The following is a 21,344-nucleotide window of genomic DNA, read 5'->3' as shown; positions in this document are numbered from 1 at the left end:
ATAGGTGCCGCTGGCGTGTGCGCAAGGGCGCTGGACGGATGGCGGTGAGGCCACCGGGACGCTCATCGGGCGAAATCCTGCACCGATATGCCGCTCATCGCGGTCCAGCCTGCGTCATTGTTGAATATGCCGCCAGTGGCGAAACTCGCCTCGTCGCTCGCCAGGAACAGCGCCATCATCGCCATTTCCTCCGGCTGCGCCATCCGGCCCAGCACGCCCATCCGGTCCATCAGCACGCTGGAGGTGGGCAGGCCCGCTTTCTCCATTGCCTGCCGTTGATGCTTGGCCATCGGCGTTTCGGTCGCGCCGGGGCAGAGCGCGTTGACGCGAATATTGTGCCGCCCCAGTTCGACCGCCGCGACTTTCGTGATCGCCACCGCGCCAGCCTTCGACGCGCAATAGCCGACCGTGCCTGCAACGATCGACGCGGCAATGGAGGCGGTGTTGACGATCGACCCGCCGCCCGCCGCGATCATGCGCGGGGCGACATGCTTGATCATCAGCCAGACGCTTTTCAGGTTCACGGCGATGCACTGGTCGAAAGCATCTTCGTCTATGGTCAGGATCGATTGCTTGTTTTCGGTATCGACGCCCGCATTGTTGAACAGGATCGTGGGCAGGCCCAGTTCCGCCTCGGTCCGGGCGACGATGCGCAGGATGTCGGTCGTGTTGCTGACATCCGCGCCGATGGCGATTGCCATGCCCCCTGCCGCGCGGATCGCTTCGACGACGGGTGCGACCTTGCTTTCATCCAGATCGACGGCAGCGACCTTTGCGCCTTCGCGCGCGAACAGCAGGGCCGCCGCTTCGCCCATGCCGCCCGCCGCGCCGGTGATGATGGCGACCTTGCCCGCCAGCCGCATGGACGCTGTCCTTTCCCGCGCTCCCTCAGTGCGATCCCATATAGCGGCCGCCATTGGTGCTGATCGTCTGGCCAGTGATATAGCTGGCTTCTTCCGACGCCAGATAGGCGCAGGCAGCGGCAATATCTTCCGGCTTGCCGATGCGCTTCATTGGCAGCGTCTGGGCAAAGGCGTCGGCGTCGATCGGCGCGGCGCGCAGCATCGGCGTGTCGATGAAGCCGGGCGGCACCATGTTGAACGTCACGCCGCTTGCCGCAAATTCCAGCGCCAGCGCCTTGGTCATGCCCATCAGGCCGCCCTTGGAGGATACATAATGGCCCTGCGCAAAGGAACCGGACTGGACCGAGGAAGAAGTGATGTTGATCACCCGGCCCCAGCCAGCGGCGAGCATGTCGGGCAGCACTTCCTTGGTCAGCAGATAGGGACCGCGCAGGTTGATATGGATGACCTTGTCGAACAGATCATCGTCAATATCCATGAACGGGGTGAAGGGCGCGATCCCGGCATTGTTGACCAATATCGCGACCGGACCCAATTTCGCACGGGTTTCCTGTGCCGCCGCGTGGATCGCGGCCTTGTCCGAACAATCGACGGTCAGGGCAATGGCGGTGCCGCCTGCCGCCTCGACCAGTCGCGCGGTTTCGGCCGCGCCTTCGGCGTTGATGTCCCAGATGGCGATCTTCGCGGTATCTTCGGCCAGGCGGATGGCGATGGCCCGGCCGATGCCCGAACCCGCGCCCGTCACTACCGCGACCTTGCCGTTGAGAGAGCGTGTCATCGCAAAATCCTTCCTGTCGTCCGGTCCATGCGAACCTGATCTGTGTTTGAACAGGTGATCAACTTGGGACTTGTCCCTGTCAAGCACGCCCGATTTAGATCGCCTCCGCGAAGCTGCCGCGCGGTTCAATGGCGCGCGAACAGCGTGGAATGCAGCACGGCATAGGTGACGTCCTGTAGCGGGTCGGGCTGATCGCCATGGTCGGCGGCGGGCAGCAGCATTTTCATGTCGAACGCGACATCGCGCTGCGCGAACAGCCACCGTCCGCCTTCCTTGCGGTAGTTGTCGACATAGCGCACGCTTTGCAGATCATGCGCCAAGCCGCCCTTGCCATCGGGGATCAAGTGCCAGGCGATAGCATAGACTTCACCTGTCGCCCGGTCGCCATCGACGCTGATCAGGTGATTGCAGATATGGTGGCTGCCGATATGCATGTGTGGCAGCGATTGTTCCAGAAAGGCGAAGTAGCGCGCGACTGGGCCGGTGGAATATGGCCCATGATTGTCGATCGCGTCGGCGGTGTATAGCGTTTTGAGCAGGGCCACGTCCTTGCGGTCGATGCCGCGCGCATAAAGTTGCGCCAGTTCACGGATCGCGTCCTTTGCGACCAGTTGCGCCAATGCGTCCATCTTCGCCTCTCCTGTGATTTTGACGATGATGTTCATCGCAAGTCCGGCCGCCTGCCACCATCGCGACGGCGCAATATCGGCCCGGCGATTGGGCCACGCCCTGCCGCCTGATAGCAGGGTATATTACGAAAAAGGGGAGCAGAAATGGCGGAACGGCTGGTCACGACGCAGGCGGGCGTAGTGCGCGGGGCGAGCGCGGGTGGTGTCGCGCGCTGGCTGTCCATTCCCTATGCGCAGGCAGCGCGTTTTGCCGCTCCGGTCGCGGTCGACCCGTGGCAGGGGGTGCGCGACGGACTCAAGCCCGGTCCGCAATGCCCGCAAATGTATGGCAATGCCGTCAAGCGCGCGCGGCTGGCAGCGCCCGATTTTTCCGAAGATTGCCTGACGTTGGACATTTACGCGCCCGACGCCCGCGACCCCGCAGCGGCGCTGCCGGTCTATGTCTGGATCCATGGTGGAGCATTCGTCGCGGGCAGCGGCAATGGCTATGACGGAACGGCGCTGGCGCGCGATGGCGGCATCATCGTCGTCACCATCAACTATCGTATCGGCGTGCTGGGCTTCGTCAATTTCGGCGCAGCGCTGGATGATCCGGCGATCCCGACCAATATCGGCCTGCGGGACCAGATTGCGGCGCTGGCATGGGTCAACGCCAATATCGCGGCCTTTGGTGGCGATCCGGGTCGAGTGACGATCGGCGGGCAGTCGGCGGGGTCGATGTCCGTTTCACTATTGCTGCACGCGCAGACGGCACAGCCCTTCTTTCATCAGGCGATCATGCAGAGCGGAGCCGTCAGCCTGATCCATGGCCGGGCAAAGAGCGAAGCGATCGCGCGCGAATATCGCGCTGTGCTGGGCGCCGATGGCGCAAGTCTGACCGCGTTGCAGGCGGTCGATCTGCGCCGTCTGTTCGAGGCGCAGGCGGCTGTCGGGGCCGCCAATACCGGCACTATCCCGGCGTCGCCATGGCTGGACGGCGATCTGGTCCCCGGCACGCTGGCCGATGTGCATCGGGCGCAGGCAGCGGCGGTTCCCTTGCTGGCGGGGGCGACGCGGGACGAGGTGCGGTTGTTCGAGCTGATGCCGGGTGATATCTTGCCGACCAGTTGGAACGCGCTGGAAACATTGCTGCGCGCTCAATTGGGCGGCGAGCGGGCGCAGGCGATCCTGTCCGCCTATCCGCGCACCAAGGCGGGACGGCGCGCATTGGCGAGCGACCTGACCTTCGTCATGCCGACCCGCCATTTCGCCGATCGCCATGCCGCCCATAGCCCGACATGGTTCTATCGGTTCGATTATGCCCACCCGATTGCAGGCGCGACTCATGGGCTGGACCTGACGCTGACCTGGCCGATGCACGGATGGCGCGCGGCATTGGCGCGGGGCGGGCGGATGACCGGACGCCGCGCGGCGCTGGGTCAGCGGATGACGCGCCATATCGCGCATTTCGTGGCGCATGGCAGGCCGGGCGATGACTGGCCCGGTTATGAAGCGGACAAGGGACAGGTAAAGGTCTTCAACCTGTCCGACCATGTCGCCGCGCGGCCGGACGCGGAGCGTTGGCAGGCATGGGCCGGGCAGGATGTCGGGGCCGGGCTGATCCCCTGACCCCGAATATGTTCAGCCTGCCACTTCTTCGGGCCAGTAGAGCCGCATCGGATTGGTGACGAGCAATTTGCGTTGCAGGTCCGCCGTGGGCGCGATGCGCGCGATCATGTCGACCAGATGGCCGTCATCGGGAATCGCGTCCTGCATATTGGGGTGCGGCCAGTCGGTACCCCACAGCACGCGGTCCTGATAGTCGGCGACCAGCGGCGCGACGGCATCGGCAAAGGCGTTCCAGGGATCGCCATTAGAGTCCAGCCGGTCGGGGCAGGTCGCCTTGAACCAGATGTCGTCGCGGCTGTCGAGGAACGCGCGAAACGCTTTCATGTCCGGGCCGTCCGGTCCTTGGCTGACGTCGGGGCGACCCATATGGTCGATCACCAGCGGCACGGGGATGGCGTCCATGAAGGGGCGCAGTTCTTCGAGAATGTCGGCCTCGAAATAGATGACGACATGCCAGCCCGCTGGCAGGCGATTGGCGACTTCGAGGAACTTGTCCTTGGGCGCGTCATCGACCAGGCGCTTGAGGAAGTTGAAGCGGATGCCGCGCATCCCGCCGTCGTGCAAGGCGGTGAGGTCTGCGTCCGAAATCGCCGGATCGACCACGGCGACGCCGCGGGCCCTTTGTATTCCATCTGGGCCATTGGATTTGGCGATGGCGTCCAGCGTGGCGGCATTATCAGTGCCGTGGCAGCTGGCCTGTACGATGACGTTGCGGGCGAAACCCAGATGATCGCGCAGGGCGAACAGCATGTCCGGCCCTGCATCACCGGGCAGATATTTCGCCTTCGCGCTGAACGGGAAGTCCGCCATCGGCCCGAACACATGGCAATGGGCATCGACCGCGCCGGGGGGCGGGGTGTAGAGCGGCTTGGACGGGTTGCCATGCCAGCTGATGATACGTCCGGTTTCCTGGGTCGTCATGCGAAAATCTCTCCATCCATCAGCTTGCGGGCAGTGCGCAGCATGGCGGCGCTGGTGACGGTGCCGCTATCGTCCAGTTCCATGACGCAGGTGGTTTCGCCGGTCGGATGTTCGACCGACAGCGTCTTGCGATTGCCATCGGGAATGGTGGCGACGTCGGCCGCTGGCGATCCTTCGATCAGGCAGGCGGTGGCGACGCTGACCGCGCCCAGCACACCGATGGAAGCGTGGGCGCGGTGGGGGATGAAGCTGCGCACGGTGACGGCGCCGCCGTTGCGGGGCGGGGCGACCAGCATCATCTTGGGGACGGACTTTTCGGTGACGTCGCCAAGGTTCATGCGTTCTCCCACGGCCAGGCGGATCGCCTCGATCCGAGCCTTGAGATCCGCGTCCTTGTCCAGCGTGTCGCGGTCCTCATAGCCGGTGATGCCGACATCGCGCGCCTGCATCACGACGCAGGGCATCCCATTGTCGATCAGAGTGACGCGGACGCCTTCGACCATATCGAAGGCATTGCCGGTGGGGAGCAGCGCGCCGCAGGAGGAACCGGCAGTGTCGCGAAATTCGAGCGGGATCGGCGCGCCGCTGCCGGGGACGCCGTCGATCCGGGCGTTGCCGTCATAGGTCACGATGCCGCCGGGAGTCTGGACCGTGGCAATGGCGATCTGGCCGGTATTTTCCATGAAGATGGCGACCTGCGTCTCGCCATCCTGCGCGGGGACAAGGCCGCGTTCGATGGCAAAGGGGCCGATGCCAGCCAGGATGTTGCCGCAATTCTGGGCGTCGCTGACGATGGCCTGGTCGACGAACACTTGCAGGAAGAGATAGTCGATGTCGACGCCGTCGCGTTCCGACTTGCGCACCACCGCGACCTTGCTGGTCAGCGGGTCCGCGCCGCCCATGCCGTCGATCTGGCGCGGGTCGGGCGAACCCATGATGCGCAGGAGGAAGGCATCGCGGGCGGCGGTGTCGGCGGGCAAATCTGCCCTGAGGAAATAGCCGCCCTTCGACGTGCCGCCGCGCATCCACATCACCTTTGCGGAAGTGGAGACGTCAGACATATTTCAGGCCCATTTCTTCCAGACGCGGGCGCATATTGTAGATGTCGAGGCCCAGTTCGCCTGCGGCCAGGCGGACGCGCTTGGCTTCTTCGGCGGCTTCGCGGGCTTGTGCTTTTTCCAGCACGGCGGCTGCATCGGCGCGCGGCACGATGCATACGCCGTCATCGTCGGCGATCACCACGTCGCCTGCATTGACCAGCGCGTTGGCGCAGACGATGGGGACGTTGACGCTGCCCAGCGTCCCCTTGATCGTACCCTGGGCATGAACCGCCTTCGACCAGACGGGGAAGTTCATCTGTTTCAGGTCGCGCAGGTCGCGGACGCCCGCGTCGATGATGAGGCCGCGGCAGCCGCGCGCCTGCGCCGATGTGGCGAGCAGGTCGCCGAAATAGCCGTCGGTGCAGGGGCTGGTGGGCGCGAGGACGAGGATGTCGCCTTCCTGCAATTGTTCGATCGCGACATGGACCATCCAGTTGTCGCCGGGAGGGGCCGAGATGGTGACGGCGCTGCCCGCGATGCGCGCGCTGGGATAGATGGGGCGCATGTGCGGGGCGAGCAGGCCGGTGCGACCCTGAGCTTCATGCACGGTGGCCACGCCGCACTGGGCAAGGCCGTCGATGACGGACAGGTCTGCGCGTTCGATTTTCTGGACGACGATGCCGGACATGGGGCTTGCTCCTTCTCCCAAAACAGACAGCGAGATGGACAGTATCAGCGCAATTCTCAAATCCGTTCTGGCGCAATGCCATTAGATTTTGCTAATCGTAGGAAATGAAAGCAGACCAGTTCAATATCCGGCACCTGGCCGCCATGGTCGCTGTGGTCGATCAGGGCAGCGTCAGCCTGGGCGCGCGGGCCGTGAACCTGACCCAGCCTGCGGTGACGCAGGGCATTGCCAAGCTGGAGGGGCAGTTGGGCGTGGCGCTGTTCGAGCGGCGGGCGGGCGGCATGTCGCCGACCGATGTCGCGTTACGCTTTGCGCCGCGCGTGGAGGTGGCGTTGCGGCTGATCGGCAGCAACCGGGTGACGGCGGCGCAGGTCCGTGCCTTCGTCGCGCTGGCGCAGGCGGGTAGCTATGGCGGTGCGGCGGCGCTGGCGGGTGTGGCGGAACCATCGTTGCACCGGGCGGTGGGCGACCTGGGGCTGGCGCTGGGGACGCGGCTGGCCGAGCGGCGGGGCCGGGGGTTGATGCTGACGCGCGCGGGGGTGGCGCTGGCGCGGCGGTTGCGGCTGGCGCTGGCGGAGTTGCGGCAGGGGCTGGAGGAAATTGCCGAGTTGCGCGGCGAGGAAAGCGGGCGGATTTTGGTGGGGGCGATGCCGCTGAGCCGGGCGCGGTTGTTGCCGCTGGCGATCACCCGGTTTCGCCGGGATTTTCCACAGGTCGATATTTCGGTGGTCGAAGGATCGCACGCCGAACTGGTCGGGCCATTGCGCGACGGCGAAATCGACATGATGGTCGGCGCGCTGCGCGATGCGTCGGTGGGGCAGGATCTGGTGCAGCAAGCCTTGTTCGAGGACAGGCCGACGATTTTTGCGCGGACGGGCCATCCGCTCCGTCACGGCTGGGATGCGGACGATCTACGCCGGTTTCCGTGGATACTGCCGCCCGAAGGGACGCCGTTGCGGCAATTGTGGCGAGCGATGTTCGCGGCGCTGGGCGGCGACCTGCCCGCCGTGCCGATCGAGTGCGGGTCGGTGATGACGGTGCGGCAATTGCTGGTCAGCGGCGATTATCTGACGCTGTTGTCGGTCGACCAGTTGCGGGTCGAAATGGACAGCGGGATGCTGGCCGATATTGGTCCGGCACCGGGCGACATCAGCCGAACCATTGGGCTGACGAGCCGGGCGGACTGGCGACCGACGCGGTTGCAGCAGCAGTTCATGGCGGCCATCGCGCAGGCAGTAGTAGATATACATTCGTAAATTCTTATAATATGCTCCCGGATATGATTGGCGACGCTGCGCGCGATATTGCATGTTTTTACGCATGGAGCAGGAAGTCGGTCTGATCGGTTTTGGCGAAGCAGGGTCCACCTTTGCACGGGCAGGGGACTGGGCAGCTGCCGCCCATGTCTATGACGCCAAGACGGAATGTGCGACCACGCGCGAACCGATGCTGGCGGCTTATGCGCAGGCGGGCGTGCTGCCTGCGCGCTTTCTGGAAGATGCGCTGGACGGGGTCGGCATGATCTTGTCGCTGGTGACGGCGGATCAGGCGCTGGCCGTGGCGGAAGCGGCCGCTGCGCTGATCGCGCCGGGCGCGCTGTTTTGCGACATGAACAGCGTTGCGCCGCAGACCAAGCAGGCAGCGGCACGGGCGATCGAGGCAGCGGGCGCGCATTATGTCGACGTAGCCGTCATGGCCCCGGTCGATCCGGCGCGGCTGAACGTGCCATTATTGTTGAGCGGTGCGCAGGCGGGAGCGGCGGAAGTGGGTTTGCGGGCGCTGGGCTTTGGCAAGATGCGCGTTGTCGGCGCGGACGTCGGGCGAGCATCGTCTATCAAGATGATCCGGTCGGTCATGGTCAAGGGGATCGAGGCGCTGACGGCCGAATGTGTGCTGGCGGCGGATGCGGCCGATGTGCTGGACGAAGTGCTGGCGTCGCTGGACGCGAGCGAGAAAGCAAAGCCCTGGGGCGCGCGTGCGGACTATAATCTCGATCGGATGCTGGTGCATGGCCTGCGCCGCGCGGCGGAGATGGAGGAAGTGGTCAAGACGCTCGATGGACTTGGCACGGGCGCCGCTATGACGCGCGGCACGGTGGCGCGGCAGCGGGCGATTGGTGCGCTGGGCGCGAAGGTGCCGCCGGATGGATTGGCGGGCAAGATTGGTGTGATCGGTCGATCGGCCGTGCCTGTGGTACGCGAGGTTGCGGAATAGGGTTACGTGCTCCTGCGCAGGCAGGAGCCTAGTCCCGCCGTCGGAACTGGACTCCCGCCTTCGCGGGAGCACGGCCAGGCGTGGGGCAAGTCAGCTAGGATAGTCGGAGATATGCGCGCATGAGCCTGATAATTGATTGCCACGGTCATTATACCGTCCTGCCCAAGGGGCATGACGCCTGGCGGGAAGCGCAGAAGGCGGCATTCAAGGCGGGCGAGGCTGCGCCGCCTTACCCGGAGATCAGCGACGCGGAAATTCGCGAAACGATCGAGGCGAACCAGTTGCGCCTGATTCAGGAACGCGGCGCAGACCTCACCATATTCTCGCCGCGGGCGTCGGCCATGGCCCCGCATGTTGGCGATGAAGCGATGGCCAAGGAATGGGCGATGCGTTGCAACGACCTGATCGCGCGGGTGGTGGCGATGTTCCCCGAAACCTTCGTCGGAGTGTGCATGTTGCCACAATCGCCCAAGGCGGACATGGCCAACAGCATCGCCGAACTGGAACGTTGCGTCACGGAATTGGGCTTTATCGGCTGCAACCTCAATCCCGATCCGGGCGGCGGGCATTTCACCCATCCGCCGCTGACCGACCGCTACTGGTATCCCTTTTACGAGAAGATGGTCGAGCTGGACGTGCCGGCGATGATCCATGTGTCGGGCAGCTGCAATCCGGCGATGCACGCGACGGGCGGCTATTATATCGCGGCGGACACGATTGCGTTCATGCAGTTGCTGGAAGGCGACCTGTTCAAGGATTTCCCGACGCTGCACTTCATCATTCCGCATGGCGGCGGCGCGGTGCCCTATCATTGGGGGCGCTATCGCGGGCTGGCTGACATGTTGAAGAAGCCCGACCTGTCGACGCACCTGATGAACAATATCTTCTTCGACACCTGCGTCTATCATCAGCCCGGCGTCGACCTGCTGGCCGATGTGATCGACAACAAGAATATATTGTTCGGGTCGGAAATGGTCGGCGCGGTGCGTGGCATCGACCCGACGACCGGGCAATATTTCGACGACACCAAACGCTATGTCGATGCGCTGGACATCAGCGAAACGGAACGGGCGGCGATTTTCGAGGGCAATGCCCGGCGCGTATTCCCGCGTCTGGACGCGCAGTTGAAGGAACGCGGGCTGTGATTACCGAAGACCCCAAGCGGCAGGATATTCACGAATATCTGGCGGAGCTGGAGGATATTCCCGGCACGCGGGTATTCACCACGGCGCGGGCGCGGCAGGGCTATTGGCTCAACCAGTTCTGCATGACGTTGATGAATGCGGACAATCGCACCCGTTTCAAGGCGGACGAGCGGGCTTATCTGGACGAATGGCCGATGACCGAGCCGCAGAAGCAGGCCGTGCTGGACCGCGATTATAATGCCGCGCTGGATCTGGGCGGGAATATCTATTTCCTGGCCAAGGTGTTTTTCACCGACGAAATCAGCTTTTTGCAGGCGGTCGGCACCATGACCGGCATGAGCGCCCCCGACTATCAGGCGATGATGATCGCAGGCGGCCGGTCGCCGGTTGGCCTGCGTTCCAAGAAGGATCCCTATTGATGGCACGCATTACCGCAGGCGTCGCGTCCAGCCATATCCCCGCGCTGGGTGCGACCATCGACCATGGCAAGACGCAGGAACCCTATTGGAAGGACTGTTTCGCCGGGTTCGATTGGACCCGTGCGTGGGAAGCGGCGGAAAAGCCCGATGTGGTCATTCTGGTCTATAACGACCATGCAACCGCGTTCGACATGAACTTCATCCCGACCTTCGCCATTGGCTGTGCCGATCGCTATACGTCGGCGGACGAAGGCTGGGGACCGCGCCCGGTGCCGGACGTGATCGGCGATTCCGACCTGGCCTGGCACATCGCCCAATCCTGCATCCTCGACGAATTCGACATGACCATGGTCAACAAGATGGACCTGGACCATGGGTTGACCGTGCCGTTGAGCCTGATGTTCGGGCAGCCCGAAGCATGGCCGTGCAAGGTCGTGCCGCTGGCGGTCAATGTGGTCACTTACCCGCCGCCGTCGGGCAACCGTTGCTGGTTGCTGGGGGAAGCGATCGCGCGGGCGGTGGCGAGTTATCCGCAGGACATCAACGTCCAGATCTGGGGCACGGGCGGCATGAGCCACCAGTTGCAGGGACCGCGTGCGGGCCTGATCAACGCGGAGTGGGACAACCGCTTCCTCGACATGATGATCGAGGGCGACGGGCAGGCGTTGCGGGCGATTCCCCATATCGAATATCTGCGCGAAACCGGGTCCGAAGGGATCGAGATGGTCATGTGGCTGATCATGCGCGGCGCGCTGGGACCAAAGGTCAAGGCGCTGCATCGCCATTATCATGTGCCTGCCAGCAACACGGCGGTCGGGCATCTGGTGCTGGAACCTGTAGCCTAGGCAATTGGCGCGGGCTTGCGTGGCTCGCCAACCCACCCGACCCCTTCCCTGAACGGGAGGGGCATAAGATAGATGGAGAAACCCATGCGTATTGCTCTTGCCGGTGCCGGTGCCTTTGGCGAAAAGCATCTTGATGGCCTCAAGAATATCGACGGCGTTAGCGTCACGTCGATCATCGGCCGCGAACTGGAAGCGACCAAGGCGGTCGCGGCGAAATATGGCATCGGCCATGTGACGACGGACCTGAATGAGACGCTGGCGCGCGACGATGTCGATGCGGTGATCCTTTGCACGCCGACGCAGATGCACGCGGCGCAGGCCATCGCGTGCATGGATGCGGGTAAGCATGTCGAGGTGGAAATTCCGCTGGCCGACAGCTGGGCGGATGCGCAGGCGGTGCTGGCCAAGCAGCAGGAGACGGGCCTCACCTGCATGGTCGGGCATACGCGGCGGTTCAACCCCAGCCATCAATATGTCCACAATCTGGTCACGGCAGGCGAACTGAACCTGCAACAGATGGACGTGCAGACCTATTTCTTCCGCCGCAAGAATATCAATGCGAAGGGTGAAGCGCGGTCGTGGACCGACCATCTGCTGTGGCATCATGCCGCGCATACGGTCGATCTGTTCGCTTATCAGGCGGGCAAGATCGTGTCGGCCCATGCCATGCAGGGACCGATTCATCCCGAACTGGGCATCGCGATGGATATGTCGATCCAGCTGAAAAGCGAGAGCGGGGCGATCTGTACCCTGTCGCTGTCGTTCAACAATGACGGGCCGCTGGGCACCTATTTCCGCTATATCGGCGACACCGGCACCTATCTGGCGCGTTATGACGATCTGTTCACCGGCAAGGACGAGCCGATCGACGTGTCCAAGGTGGACGTGTCGATGAATGGCATCGAGTTGCAGGACCGCGAGTTCATCAGCGCGATCCGCGAAGGCCGCGATCCCAATTCGAGCGTCACCAAGGTGTTCGATTGCTATCGCGTGCTGGGCGAGCTGGAAACGCAACTGGCGGGCTGATTGCTATCCCTTCGGGGTCGCACAGAGGGCGTGGCGGGGGAAACCCGCTGCGCCCTCTTTTGCGTCAGCGGGTCAGCAGGGGATGCGCCATGCGCAGGTCGTCGAGGATATTTTCGATCAGCGCCACGTCCGCGAAATTTCCGGTGGGGGCCGCGTTCCAGTTGCAATGGGGATGAGTGGCGATGCTGTAGAGGCGAATGGTGCCGATCACCTTGCGCCAGTGATGCTTGCTTTTGCCATGTTCGCGCAGCAGCCGGGCCACGAGCAGGTCGATGAGCTTTTCCGCTGTCATGCCCGACCCATATAGGCGGCGTCGCCCGCGTCAACCTTCCCCTGGCTTGCCCGATAGGCGCGGGGCGGCTGGCCGATATGGCGAGCGAAGAAGCGCGAGAAATAGGCCGGATCGTCAAAGCCGATGGCATAGGCGATGTCCGTGACCGACAGTTGCGAATATAGCAGCAGGCGGCGCGCCTCCAGCAGGGCACGGTCGTCCAGCATTTGCGCAGGGGAGCTGTTGGCGACGCGGGCGCAGGCGTGGCGCAGCGCGGTGAGGCTGACGCCCAGCGCACGGGCATGGTCGGTCACGGCTTCGCGCTGGCGAAAGCGCTGGTCGATCCGTTCGCGCAGGCGGGCGACCAGCGCGGCCTGACGCTGCGTGCCGGGTTGCGCCTGTTGCGACACAGTGGCGTGGCGAAGCGCCTGCACCATCAGCGCGAGGAGGGTGGATTCGACCGCCGCGCGCTGGCCCGGCCCGGCCCAGCCCAGTTCCTGACTCATGCGGGTGATGGCGGCGTGCGCGATGTCGCCTTCATCATGCGGCAACATCACGGCATGGGGGTGAGCGAACAGGGGAGCGAGATCTGCGTCGCGGGCGATGAGGTGGCGCAGATAGCTGTCGGCGATGGTCGCGACATGGCCCGACGATTCGCGATGCCAGGTAAAGCCGTGGACGATGCCCGCCGGGATCAGCAGCAGGCAGGGCGCGTCGAAGGCGACTTGCGCCCCCTCCGCCTGCATCGCGCCGCCGCCCTGTGCGATCAGGATGATATGGTTGAGGTCGCGGTGGACATGCGGGCGGATCGTCCATTCGCTGGGGCGAGAGCGGTCGTCCAGGCTTTCGACATGGACGAAGCCTTCGGCCACGCTGCGCTGTGGTTCGCCATAGAGATAGAAGCTAGGAACGGGCGGGATGGACATGGTGGATCATCCATATATGCCACTGCCCGTCCCCGGCCGCAAGCGGTCAGGCGGGGCGCGCGCGCAGCAGCATCAACAGCGCCGCACCAATTAGCGAACCCGACGCCATGACGATGGCGACGGTCGGCAGGCCAAAGTCGAGGGTGAACAGGAAGCCCGCGAGGATCGGGCCAAGCGCCGCGCCGCCGCGCCCGATGCCGATGACGATGCCTGTCCCCCCGGCGCGCACGGCGGTCGGGAAGGATTGGGCGATCAGCGCATAGAGGCCCACGACCCCGGCATTGGTGCAGAAACCGGCGGCGGCGGCAATCAGGCTCAATCCCGCCAGCGTGGTTTGCCCCTGCCCGAACAGGGTCACCATCACCGACGAGCAGAGCATGGCGACGATGATGAGCGCGCGCACCGACATGCGCCAGCTCAAAAGGCTGAGCAACAGCGCGCCGAGCAGGCCACCTACATTGGCCCAGACCAGCACGCCGCCCGCCGCCGACGGGGCAAAGCCCATGTCCACGACGATTTTCGGCACCCATTTCAGGATGAAGTAGAAGGTCATGATGTGGCAGAAATAGGCCAGCGTCAGCAGAATTGTCGTGCGGGCAAGGCCAGGACCGAACAGGGCAGCGAAGGAGGGCTTTGGCGCGGCCGCATCGACCGGGGGCAGGGCGTCGGCAGGGGCGTGGCCCATGCGCGCAAGCTGGCGGTTGATCCGCGCCAGCGCGTCGGCGGGCCGCTTTTGCAGCAGGAAGCCAATGGATTCGGGCAGCAGAAACCAGCTTAACGGCAGGAACAGGGCCGTGACGATGCCGCCGAACAGGAAGATGTCGCGCCAGCCGCCCGACACCAGCAATTGCGAGGCGACCGATCCGCCCAATATCGCGCCGACCGGATAGCCCGCCGCCATGATGGCGACGGCCAGACTGCGTGCGCGGGCGCTGGACAATTCGGCGACCATCGCATTGGTGCAGGCGAGCATCCCGCCAATGCCAAGGCCCGTGACCAGGCGGATGGCGGACAGCGAGACGACATTGAAGGCCTGCGTCGCGGCGGCCATGCCGCCGGCCATGACGACAAGGCATAGCAGGATGGTCGGGCGGCGACCGATGCGGTCGGCCAGATTGCCGAGCAGGACCGAGCCGACCGCCATGCCGATCAGTTCCATCGACAGGACGAGGCCAAGTGCGGCGCGATCAATCCCCCATTCTGACGCGATGCCGGGGGAAGCGAAGCTGATGGCCAGCACGTCGAACCCGTCGAGCGCGTTCAGCAGGATGCACAGGATAATCGCCGCGACCTGAAGCCGTCCCATCGGCGCTTCATCCAGCTGACGTCTGATGTCGGTCATCGGCGATCCTGTCCTTGTTCTGATTATTGTCTTTGGTGTCAGCCGACGGCGAAAATGTCGAGCGCGACATGGTCGCCATAGCGCGCGGCGGTGCATAGAAAGACGGTGCGGCCCAGCCAAGCGTGGGGACCGTCGCTGGCGACGTCGAACCGGGGGGTGGTGCGGAAATAATAGAGGGCGGGATCGACGGCTTCGCCCTTCGCAATGCGGGCCAGCACCGGGGCGGGGCCATGGCGATAGCCGGGGTTGGTGATGGAGAGGATCGTGCCGTCGCTTGCCGCTATGGAATAGCGGGCGAGGATGTCGGCAGTGCCGTCGGCCCGGATGGATTGCCAGTCCGCGCCGCCGGGCAATATCCGGCCGGTCAGGCGCGGGCCTTCCACCGTGCCGCCGGTGATGGGGATGATGCGCTTGCGCACGCCATCCACCATGCCCAGTTCCTGCGGCGCGCCGATCAGCACGCGCAGGCGCATGGCGAGGGTAAGCGCGGGCGTAGCCAGCGCTGCCGGTGGCGTGGCGGCCAGAGGCGTCGCTGCGCCCGTGAGGGCAAGAGCGGGCATGGCCTTGAGCAAGGTGCGGCGATGCAGGGCGTCAGTCATTCCCTCTCCTGTTTCTGTGTTGCGTCAGTCGTCTTTCGCCGCCGTCAGCATGAGGGCATCAAGTGCGATTGCGCCCTGGCCCTTGGGATAAAGGATGACGGGGTTCAGGTCGATCTCCCGTATTGCCGGTTCGGCGATCAGGATGCGACCGAGGGTCGCGATCATCTGCGCGGCGGCTTCCACGTCCAGCGCGGGCGATCCGCGGAAGCCATGCAGCAGCGGTGCGCCCTTGAGCTTGTAGAGTTCGGCGATGATTGCTTCGAGCGTCAGGTCGGGGTTAAGCAGGCGAACGTCCTGATGGATTTCCGCCGTTACGCCGCCGAAACCGGCGAGGATGACCGGACCCCAGTCGGGATCGCTTTTCGCGCCGATGATGAGTTCGACGCCGCGCGCGCCCATTCCTTCGAGCAGGGCGCCGTCGAGCGACAGGCCCGCATTATAGGCAGCGACATTATTGTAGAGCCGGTCCCATCCGGCGCGCAGGGCGTCGGCATCGGTCAGGTTGAGGACCACGCCGCCTGCGTCGCTTTTGTGGCTGAGATCGGCCGACTGGGCCTTGAGCGCGACGGGATAGCCAATGGCGGCGGCGGCGGTCAGCGCTTCGTCGACGCTGGTGCAGAAAGCGCCGGTGGGGAAGGGGATGCCGAGCGGGGCGAGGATGGCCTTTGCGCGATATTCGGGGATGACGCCGCCCGTTTCCGGCAGGCCGGGGGCAGGTAGCGGGCTGGTGTCGCCGGTCGCAAAGTCGCGGCGGGCATGGTCGTTGAGTCGCTTGAGGGCGCGGAAGGCGCGCTCGGTCGATGGGAAATAGGGAATGCCGAAGGCGCGCAGTTGCGCGATATAATCAGGCGAAATATCCGCGCCGTCGTCCAATCCGGCGAAAATGACCGGCTTGGTCGGTTTGAGGTCGCCGACCGCGCGCAGGATGGGGGGCAGTTTGATGCCGACGGTTACCGGATCAGTCTGAATGATGCCCGCGACCACGCTGCCGAAGCGATCGTCGCCGAACAGGGCGGCGAGGGTGCGATAATAGAGGTCGGGATCGACCAGCCCCTGCGCGGTGATGTCCAGCGGGTTGGAGACGCCGACGAAATCGGGCAGCGCGGCACGCAGGGCGGGGGCATTGCTGTCGTCCACTTGGGGCAGGTCGAGGGCGAGGCCTTCGCACAGGTCCAGCGTCAGCGCCTTGAACGCGCCGGATTCGCCCAGCACGGCGACGCCGCCTGCCGGGATGGTGGGGCAGCGCAGGGCGATTTCCGCAATGTCGCCCAGTTCCTCCAGCGTTTCGGCGAAGATCACGCCGGCGCGCTCCACTTTGACCCGCATGAGTTGATAGTCGCCCGCCATTGCGCCGGTATGAGTGGCGGCGGATTCGCGCGCGGCGCTGGATTTGCCGGGGTGAAGCAGGACGATCGTCTTGCCCAGATCGCGCGCGTGGCGGGCGGCGGCGAGGAAGCGGGCGGGCTTGCGGAATTGTTCGACGATCATGGCGATCACCTGCGTCGAGGGATCGTCCAGCAGATAGTCGACATAATCCTCGACGCCGCTGGCCGCTTCGTTGCCGGTGGAGACGGAGAAGGAGAGGCCCAGGTCGCGCGCGGCGAGCGTTGTGCCAAGGACGCAGGCCATTGCCCCGCTTTGCGACACGATACCGATGCCGGGACGATCGCCGAGCGGCGTGGCGTTGGTTTCCACAAAGGTCAGCGGCACGCAGTCGATGAAATTGGTCATGCCAAGGCAATTTGGACCTTCGATCACCATGCCTGATTGGGCCGCGACGCGCCCGATTTCACGCTGTTCCGCCAAGCCTTCCTCGCCCCCTTCGGCAAAACCGGCGGAAAAGATGACGGCCGCGCCGACCCCGCGTGCGGCCAGCGCCTTGATCGTGTCCAGCACGGCGACGCGGGGAATGGCAAGGACGGCCGCGTCCACGCCGTCAGGCAGCGCATCGACCGAGGGCAGGCAGGGGCGTCCGCCGATTTCCGCACGCTTGGGATTGATGAGATGGATGTCGCCGGCAAAACCGTTGCGGGTGAGGTTGGACAGGACCGATGCGCCCAGCGCGCCGGGCTTGTCGGACGCGCCGACGATGACGACCGAGCGGGGCCGCAGCAGCCGGTCGAGCGATGCGCGGCTGTGGGTGCCGGAGGCGGTTGCGGCGGGCTGGTTCAGGGTCTCGACCGTCATGGGTCTGTCTCTCCAAAGACTGTGAAGGCAGGAAGAAAGCCGGGCCGCCTTATGTGGCGGCCCGGTCAGGGGGAGGAGGAAAAGGGTCAGGCGCTATGTTTGGACTTGTCGTATGCGCCAAGACCGGGCTTGTAGCTCTTATCGTCGATGAACTGCTTGATGCCTTCCTTGCGGCCTTCATTGTCGTAGCTGTTGGCCGCTTCCTGCGCGCGGATCAGATAATCCTCGGCATTGTCATAGGTCATTTCGCGGACGCGACGGATCGAGTCCTTGGTGGCTTTCAGCGCCACGGGGTTCTTTTTCAGCAGGACGTTGGCGACGTCGGTGACGCGCGCCTTGAGGTCGGCGAGGGGGAGCGATTCATTGACGAAGCCCCATTGCGCCGCCGTCTGGCCATCGACATTTTCGCCCATCATCGCGTGATACATGGCGTTGCGGAAGCCAGTGAGTTCGACCGCGACCTTGGCCGCGCCGCCGCCCGGCAGGATGCCCCAGTTGATTTCCGACAGGCCAAACTGCGCTTCGTCAGCGGCAAAGGCGAGGTCGCAAGCGAACAGCGGGCCATAGCCGCCGCCAAAGCACCAGCCATTGACCATGGCGATGGTCGGTTTCTGATACCAACGCAAACGCCGCCACCAGCCATAGCTTTCGCGCTGCGCGCCGCGCGTGCCGCGCAGGCCGTCGGCTTCGGTTTCGCGGAAATATTCCTTCAGGTCCATGCCTGCCGACCATGCCGTGCCTTCGCCCGACAGGACAAGGACGCCGACGTCGCTGCGAAATTCCAGTTCGTCCAGCACGCGCATCATCTGGCGATTGAGGCGGGGGGACATGCAGTTGCGCTTGTCCGGGCGATTGAAGCTGACCCAGGCGATGCCGTTTTCGACAGTGTAGGCAACGGTCGCGAGTTCGATGGGATCTATTTCGGTGGTCATGATGATGCTCCTCAAGGGCATGGAAGAATAAGCAACTGGATCGTGCGGATGCGGTTCAGATCGGGAAATGGCCCGGCTGCGTTTCCATGGTGATCCAGCGCAGTTCGGTGAAGCTGTCGATGCCAGCCTTGCCACCGAATTTGCCATAGCCCGACGCCTTGGTGCCGCCGAAGGGCATCTGCGCTTCGTCATGCACGGTCGGGCCGTTGATGTGGCAGATGCCCGACTGGATCTGACGCGCGACGTTCAGGCCGCGTGCCGTGTCGCGGGTAAAGACCGAGGCGGAGAGGCCATATTCAGTGTCGTTGGCAAGGATGATGGCGTGCGCTTCGTCGCGGGCGCGGACGATGCCGACGACAGGGCCGAAACTTTCGTCGCGAAACAGCTTCATGTCCGGGGTGACGCCGTCGATGACATGGGCGGGCATCAGCACGCCGCCGCCTTCGTTTAACACGTCGCCGCCGTTGAGCTGTGTCGCGCCTGCGGCCAGCGCATCGGCAATCAGCGACTGGACATGGGCGACGGTCTTGGTGTCCACCACTGCGCCCAGCGGGGTCTTGCCTTCGCGCGGATCACCCACGGCCATGGTTGCGACCTTGGCCTGGAATTTCGCGGCAAAGGCGTCGGCGACGGCATCCACCACGATGATCCGTTCGGTCGACATGCAAATCTGACCCTGGTTCATGAACGCGCCGAACGCAGCGGCTTTTACGGCTTCATCCAGATCGGCGTCCTCAAGAATGAGCAGCGGTGCCTTGCCACCCAGTTCAAGCAGGACGGGCTTGAGGTTTTGCGCGCAGCGTGTGGCGATGATGCGGCCAACGGCTGTGGAGCCGGTGAAATTGACGCGGCGGACGGCGGGATGGTCGATCATCGCGCCGACCACATCGGCAGCATCCTGCGGCGCATTGGTGATGAGGTTGACGATGCCGCCGCCAAGCCCGGCCTCCACAAATGCCTGAACGATCAGGCCATGGGTGCGCGGGCATTGCTCCGACGCCTTGAGAACGACAGTGTTGCCGCAGGCGAGCGGCACGGCGATGGCGCGGGTGGCCAGGATGATCGGCGCGTTCCACGGGGCCATGGACAGGACGACGCCAGCAGCTTCCCGCACGGCCATGGCGATGCAGCCGGGCTTGTCGGAGGGAATGACTTCCCCGCCAATCTGGGTGGTGAGGGCTGCGGCTTCGCGCACCATGGCGCTGGACAGCATCAGGTTGAAGCGCGCCCAGCCTTCGGTCGCGCCGATTTCGCCCATCATGGCGTCGACGAAATCGGCGGCTTTTGCGTCGAGCGCATCGGCGGCTTTCATAAGGGCGCTGCGGCGCGCGGTCGGGCCAAGCGCCGACCATGCGGGGAAAGCGGCCTTTGCCGCATCGACGGCGGCAATGGCGTCATCGACACTGGCTGCGGCGGCAATGGTGGCGATGTCGCCGGTCACCGGGTCGATACGTTCGAATGTGGTGGCGGCGCGGCGTTGCTCGCCGCCCACGATCAGAAGCACTTCATTTGCAGGCATATCCCGACTCCACTGTTATTGTTATGAAACATATCAATGTTGATTGTTATGCGCAAGAGCGATATCGCAGTTGCATGACAGACATTGCAGCAGCCTCTGGCCTGAACGATCCGATTTCCCCGCGCCTTGGCTATTTGTTGCGGCGCGCGTCGTCCGCGATGATGGGCGATCTGGGCGCGGAACTGGCGCAGGTTGCGCTGCGGCCAGTGGAGGCGACGATCCTGATCCTGGTCGGTGCCAATCCCGATTGCATACAGAGCGATGTCGGGCGGATGCTGGGGATAAAGCGGGCCAATATGGTGCCGCTGATCGCCGGGCTGGTCGCCAAGGGGTTTCTGACGAAGTCGCCGGTCGATGGCCGTTCGCTGGCGCTGTCGCTGACCGACGCGGGGGATGCGATGCGGGCGCAGGTCGATGCGCTGATGAGCGCGCATGAGGCACGGTTCGAAGCACTGCTCGACGGATTCGATCAGGCGCGTCTGCGCGAAGCATTGAGAGTGATTGCCGAGCGCGGCGACGAGAGTGATGCCTGAGTTGTAGCGCCCCGCGCTCTATCCGGCATAACCGCCGGATCATCCATGACATGGGGCAAGGATCGGGCAGCTTTTGGGTAAATCCTGCGCCCCTGGCTGGTGGATCATCCAAATAATTCGTTGCTCCAGCCATGTCTCCTGCCATCATCCGCGGGCATGATCGCCACAATCGAGACATTATGGGAGAGGCGTGTCATGAAAACGCAGGTTGCTATTATCGGGGCTGGGCCGGCCGGGCTGATGCTGGGGCATTTGTTGCGGGCGGAGGGTATAGAGGCCGTGATCGTCGAGCGGGCGGCACCTGACTATGTGCTGGGACGCATCCGGGCGGGCGTGCTGGAACGGACCGCGACCGACCTGATGGACCGGCTGGGGCTGGGCGCGCGGATGCACGCCGAAGGGCTTCCGCATGACGGCTTTCATCTGGCCGATGGCGAGCGGTTGATCCGTATCGACATTGCCGCGCTGACCGGCAGGCAGGTGATGGTCTATGGCCAGACCGAAGTGACCCGCGACCTGATGGACGCTGCGCCCGAACGTGGGCTGGAGATCATCTATGAAGCGGGCGATGTGGCATTGCATGATGTCGATGGCGACGCGCCTTATGTGACTTATGCCAAGGACGGCGCGGCTCACCGGATCGACGCGCAGTTCATTTGCGGCTGCGATGGCTTCCATGGCCCTTCGCGTCAGGCGATCCCGGCATCGGTTGCGACCGCTTACGAGAAGGTCTATCCCTTCGGCTGGCTGGGCATATTGGCCGATGTGCCGCCCTGTAACCATGAACTCATCTATGCCAATCATGCGCGTGGCTTTGCTCTGGCTTCGATGCGGTCGGCCACGCGCAGTCGCTATTATA

At 64.4% G+C, this 21,344-nt stretch carries 22 protein-coding genes (1 of these 22 running past the window's edge); 9 read left to right on the top strand and 13 right to left on the bottom strand.

What is annotated here, in order from left to right; genetic code table 11:
* Positions 1 to 62 precede the first annotated feature (62 nt).
* From SPBM01_RS12125 to SPBM01_RS12115, 3 genes are all read right to left on the bottom strand, one after another.
* Positions 63 to 863, bottom strand: a complete 801-nt coding sequence (locus tag SPBM01_RS12125; protein ID WP_188062064.1) for an SDR family NAD(P)-dependent oxidoreductase — start codon at positions 861 to 863, stop codon at positions 63 to 65.
* Between the two features lie 25 nt (positions 864 to 888).
* Entirely contained in the window at positions 889 to 1,641 is a 753-nt protein-coding gene (locus SPBM01_RS12120; RefSeq protein ID WP_188062063.1) for an SDR family NAD(P)-dependent oxidoreductase, read from the bottom strand.
* A gap of 125 nt (positions 1,642 to 1,766) precedes the next feature.
* Positions 1,767 to 2,306, bottom strand: coding sequence for a nuclear transport factor 2 family protein (locus SPBM01_RS12115; protein ID WP_262504139.1), 540 nt, complete (start codon positions 2,304 to 2,306; stop codon positions 1,767 to 1,769).
* Between the two features lie 108 nt (positions 2,307 to 2,414).
* On the opposite strand from SPBM01_RS12115, the gene SPBM01_RS12110 reads away from it, so the two are divergent.
* Positions 2,415 to 3,878, top strand: coding sequence for a carboxylesterase/lipase family protein (locus tag SPBM01_RS12110; protein WP_188062062.1), 1,464 nt, complete (start codon positions 2,415 to 2,417; stop codon positions 3,876 to 3,878).
* 12 nt (positions 3,879 to 3,890) lie between these two features.
* Here SPBM01_RS12110 and SPBM01_RS12105 read toward each other — a convergent pair whose 3' ends face one another.
* Genes SPBM01_RS12105 through ligK form a run of 3 tightly spaced genes read right to left on the bottom strand, consistent with a single transcriptional unit; the run spans position 3,891 to position 6,527 of the window.
* Complete coding sequence (locus SPBM01_RS12105) at positions 3,891 to 4,799, bottom strand: amidohydrolase family protein (RefSeq protein ID WP_188062061.1); 909 nt, start codon at positions 4,797 to 4,799, stop codon at positions 3,891 to 3,893.
* A complete protein-coding gene (locus SPBM01_RS12100; RefSeq protein ID WP_188062060.1) occupies positions 4,796 to 5,860 on the bottom strand; it encodes a 4-oxalomesaconate tautomerase in 1,065 nt (354 codons plus the stop codon). Before SPBM01_RS12100 ends, SPBM01_RS12105 begins: the two co-directional genes overlap by 4 nt.
* Complete coding sequence (ligK, locus tag SPBM01_RS12095) at positions 5,853 to 6,527, bottom strand: 4-carboxy-4-hydroxy-2-oxoadipate aldolase/oxaloacetate decarboxylase (protein WP_188062059.1); 675 nt, start codon at positions 6,525 to 6,527, stop codon at positions 5,853 to 5,855. Before ligK ends, SPBM01_RS12100 begins: the two co-directional genes overlap by 8 nt.
* 104 nt (positions 6,528 to 6,631) lie before the next feature.
* Between ligK and SPBM01_RS12090 the strand changes: the two genes are divergently transcribed.
* The 6 genes from SPBM01_RS12090 (at position 6,632) to SPBM01_RS12065 (ending at position 12,176) form a co-directional block, all read left to right on the top strand.
* On the top strand, positions 6,632 to 7,783 hold the full coding sequence (locus SPBM01_RS12090) for a LysR family transcriptional regulator (protein ID WP_188062058.1): 1,152 nt from the start codon (positions 6,632 to 6,634) through the stop codon (positions 7,781 to 7,783).
* 64 nt (positions 7,784 to 7,847) lie between these two features.
* Positions 7,848 to 8,741 carry a DUF1932 domain-containing protein gene (locus SPBM01_RS12085; protein WP_188062057.1) on the top strand — a complete coding sequence of 298 codons (894 nt, stop codon included), beginning with the start codon at positions 7,848 to 7,850 and terminating at the stop codon, positions 8,739 to 8,741.
* Positions 8,742 to 8,860: 119 nt separating this feature from the next.
* Positions 8,861 to 9,886, top strand: coding sequence for an amidohydrolase family protein (locus SPBM01_RS12080; RefSeq protein WP_188062056.1), 1,026 nt, complete (start codon positions 8,861 to 8,863; stop codon positions 9,884 to 9,886).
* On the top strand, positions 9,883 to 10,305 hold the full coding sequence (ligA, locus tag SPBM01_RS12075) for a protocatechuate 4,5-dioxygenase subunit alpha (RefSeq protein WP_188062055.1): 423 nt from the start codon (positions 9,883 to 9,885) through the stop codon (positions 10,303 to 10,305). Before SPBM01_RS12080 ends, ligA begins: the two co-directional genes overlap by 4 nt.
* Entirely contained in the window at positions 10,305 to 11,150 is an 846-nt protein-coding gene (locus SPBM01_RS12070) for a class III extradiol dioxygenase subunit beta (RefSeq protein ID WP_188062054.1), read from the top strand. Before ligA ends, SPBM01_RS12070 begins: the two co-directional genes overlap by 1 nt.
* A gap of 84 nt (positions 11,151 to 11,234) precedes the next feature.
* On the top strand, positions 11,235 to 12,176 hold the full coding sequence (locus SPBM01_RS12065) for a Gfo/Idh/MocA family oxidoreductase (RefSeq protein ID WP_188062053.1): 942 nt from the start codon (positions 11,235 to 11,237) through the stop codon (positions 12,174 to 12,176).
* 64 nt (positions 12,177 to 12,240) lie between these two features.
* Here SPBM01_RS12065 and SPBM01_RS12060 read toward each other — a convergent pair whose 3' ends face one another.
* The 7 genes from SPBM01_RS12060 to SPBM01_RS12030 form a co-directional block, all read right to left on the bottom strand.
* Positions 12,241 to 12,468 (bottom strand): hypothetical protein, encoded by a 228-nt coding sequence (locus SPBM01_RS12060; protein WP_188062052.1) that lies wholly within the window; start codon positions 12,466 to 12,468, stop codon positions 12,241 to 12,243.
* Positions 12,465 to 13,373, bottom strand: coding sequence for a helix-turn-helix domain-containing protein (locus tag SPBM01_RS12055; RefSeq protein ID WP_188062051.1), 909 nt, complete (start codon positions 13,371 to 13,373; stop codon positions 12,465 to 12,467). Before SPBM01_RS12055 ends, SPBM01_RS12060 begins: the two co-directional genes overlap by 4 nt.
* A gap of 46 nt (positions 13,374 to 13,419) precedes the next feature.
* On the bottom strand, positions 13,420 to 14,715 hold the full coding sequence (locus SPBM01_RS12050) for an MFS transporter (protein ID WP_262504138.1): 1,296 nt from the start codon (positions 14,713 to 14,715) through the stop codon (positions 13,420 to 13,422).
* Between the two features lie 38 nt (positions 14,716 to 14,753).
* Positions 14,754 to 15,314, bottom strand: coding sequence for a DUF3237 domain-containing protein (locus SPBM01_RS12045; RefSeq protein WP_188062050.1), 561 nt, complete (start codon positions 15,312 to 15,314; stop codon positions 14,754 to 14,756).
* Between the two features lie 24 nt (positions 15,315 to 15,338).
* Positions 15,339 to 17,501 (bottom strand): acetate--CoA ligase family protein, encoded by a 2,163-nt coding sequence (locus tag SPBM01_RS12040; protein WP_188062049.1) that lies wholly within the window; start codon positions 17,499 to 17,501, stop codon positions 15,339 to 15,341.
* Between the two features lie 86 nt (positions 17,502 to 17,587).
* Entirely contained in the window at positions 17,588 to 18,433 is an 846-nt protein-coding gene (locus SPBM01_RS12035; RefSeq protein WP_188062048.1) for a p-hydroxycinnamoyl CoA hydratase/lyase, read from the bottom strand.
* Positions 18,434 to 18,488: 55 nt separating this feature from the next.
* On the bottom strand, positions 18,489 to 19,952 hold the full coding sequence (locus SPBM01_RS12030; protein WP_188062047.1) for an aldehyde dehydrogenase: 1,464 nt from the start codon (positions 19,950 to 19,952) through the stop codon (positions 18,489 to 18,491).
* Positions 19,953 to 20,026: 74 nt separating this feature from the next.
* On the opposite strand from SPBM01_RS12030, the gene SPBM01_RS12025 reads away from it, so the two are divergent.
* Together SPBM01_RS12025 and pobA are read left to right on the top strand one after the other, a co-directional pair.
* Positions 20,027 to 20,485 (top strand): MarR family winged helix-turn-helix transcriptional regulator, encoded by a 459-nt coding sequence (locus SPBM01_RS12025; protein WP_188062046.1) that lies wholly within the window; start codon positions 20,027 to 20,029, stop codon positions 20,483 to 20,485.
* A gap of 195 nt (positions 20,486 to 20,680) precedes the next feature.
* Positions 20,681 to 21,344, top strand: the 5' portion of a protein-coding gene (gene pobA, locus SPBM01_RS12020; protein WP_188062045.1) for a 4-hydroxybenzoate 3-monooxygenase. It continues 506 nt past the right edge of the window; 664 of the gene's 1,170 nt are visible here — the first part of the coding sequence; its start codon is at positions 20,681 to 20,683; its stop codon lies beyond the right edge, outside the window.

This window comes from Sphingobium sp. KCTC 72723 (assembly GCF_014280435.1).
Lineage (GTDB): Bacteria > Pseudomonadota > Alphaproteobacteria > Sphingomonadales > Sphingomonadaceae > Sphingobium.
Note: the sequence above shows the minus strand (reverse complement) of the source record. Positions and strands in the feature narration are given on the sequence as shown.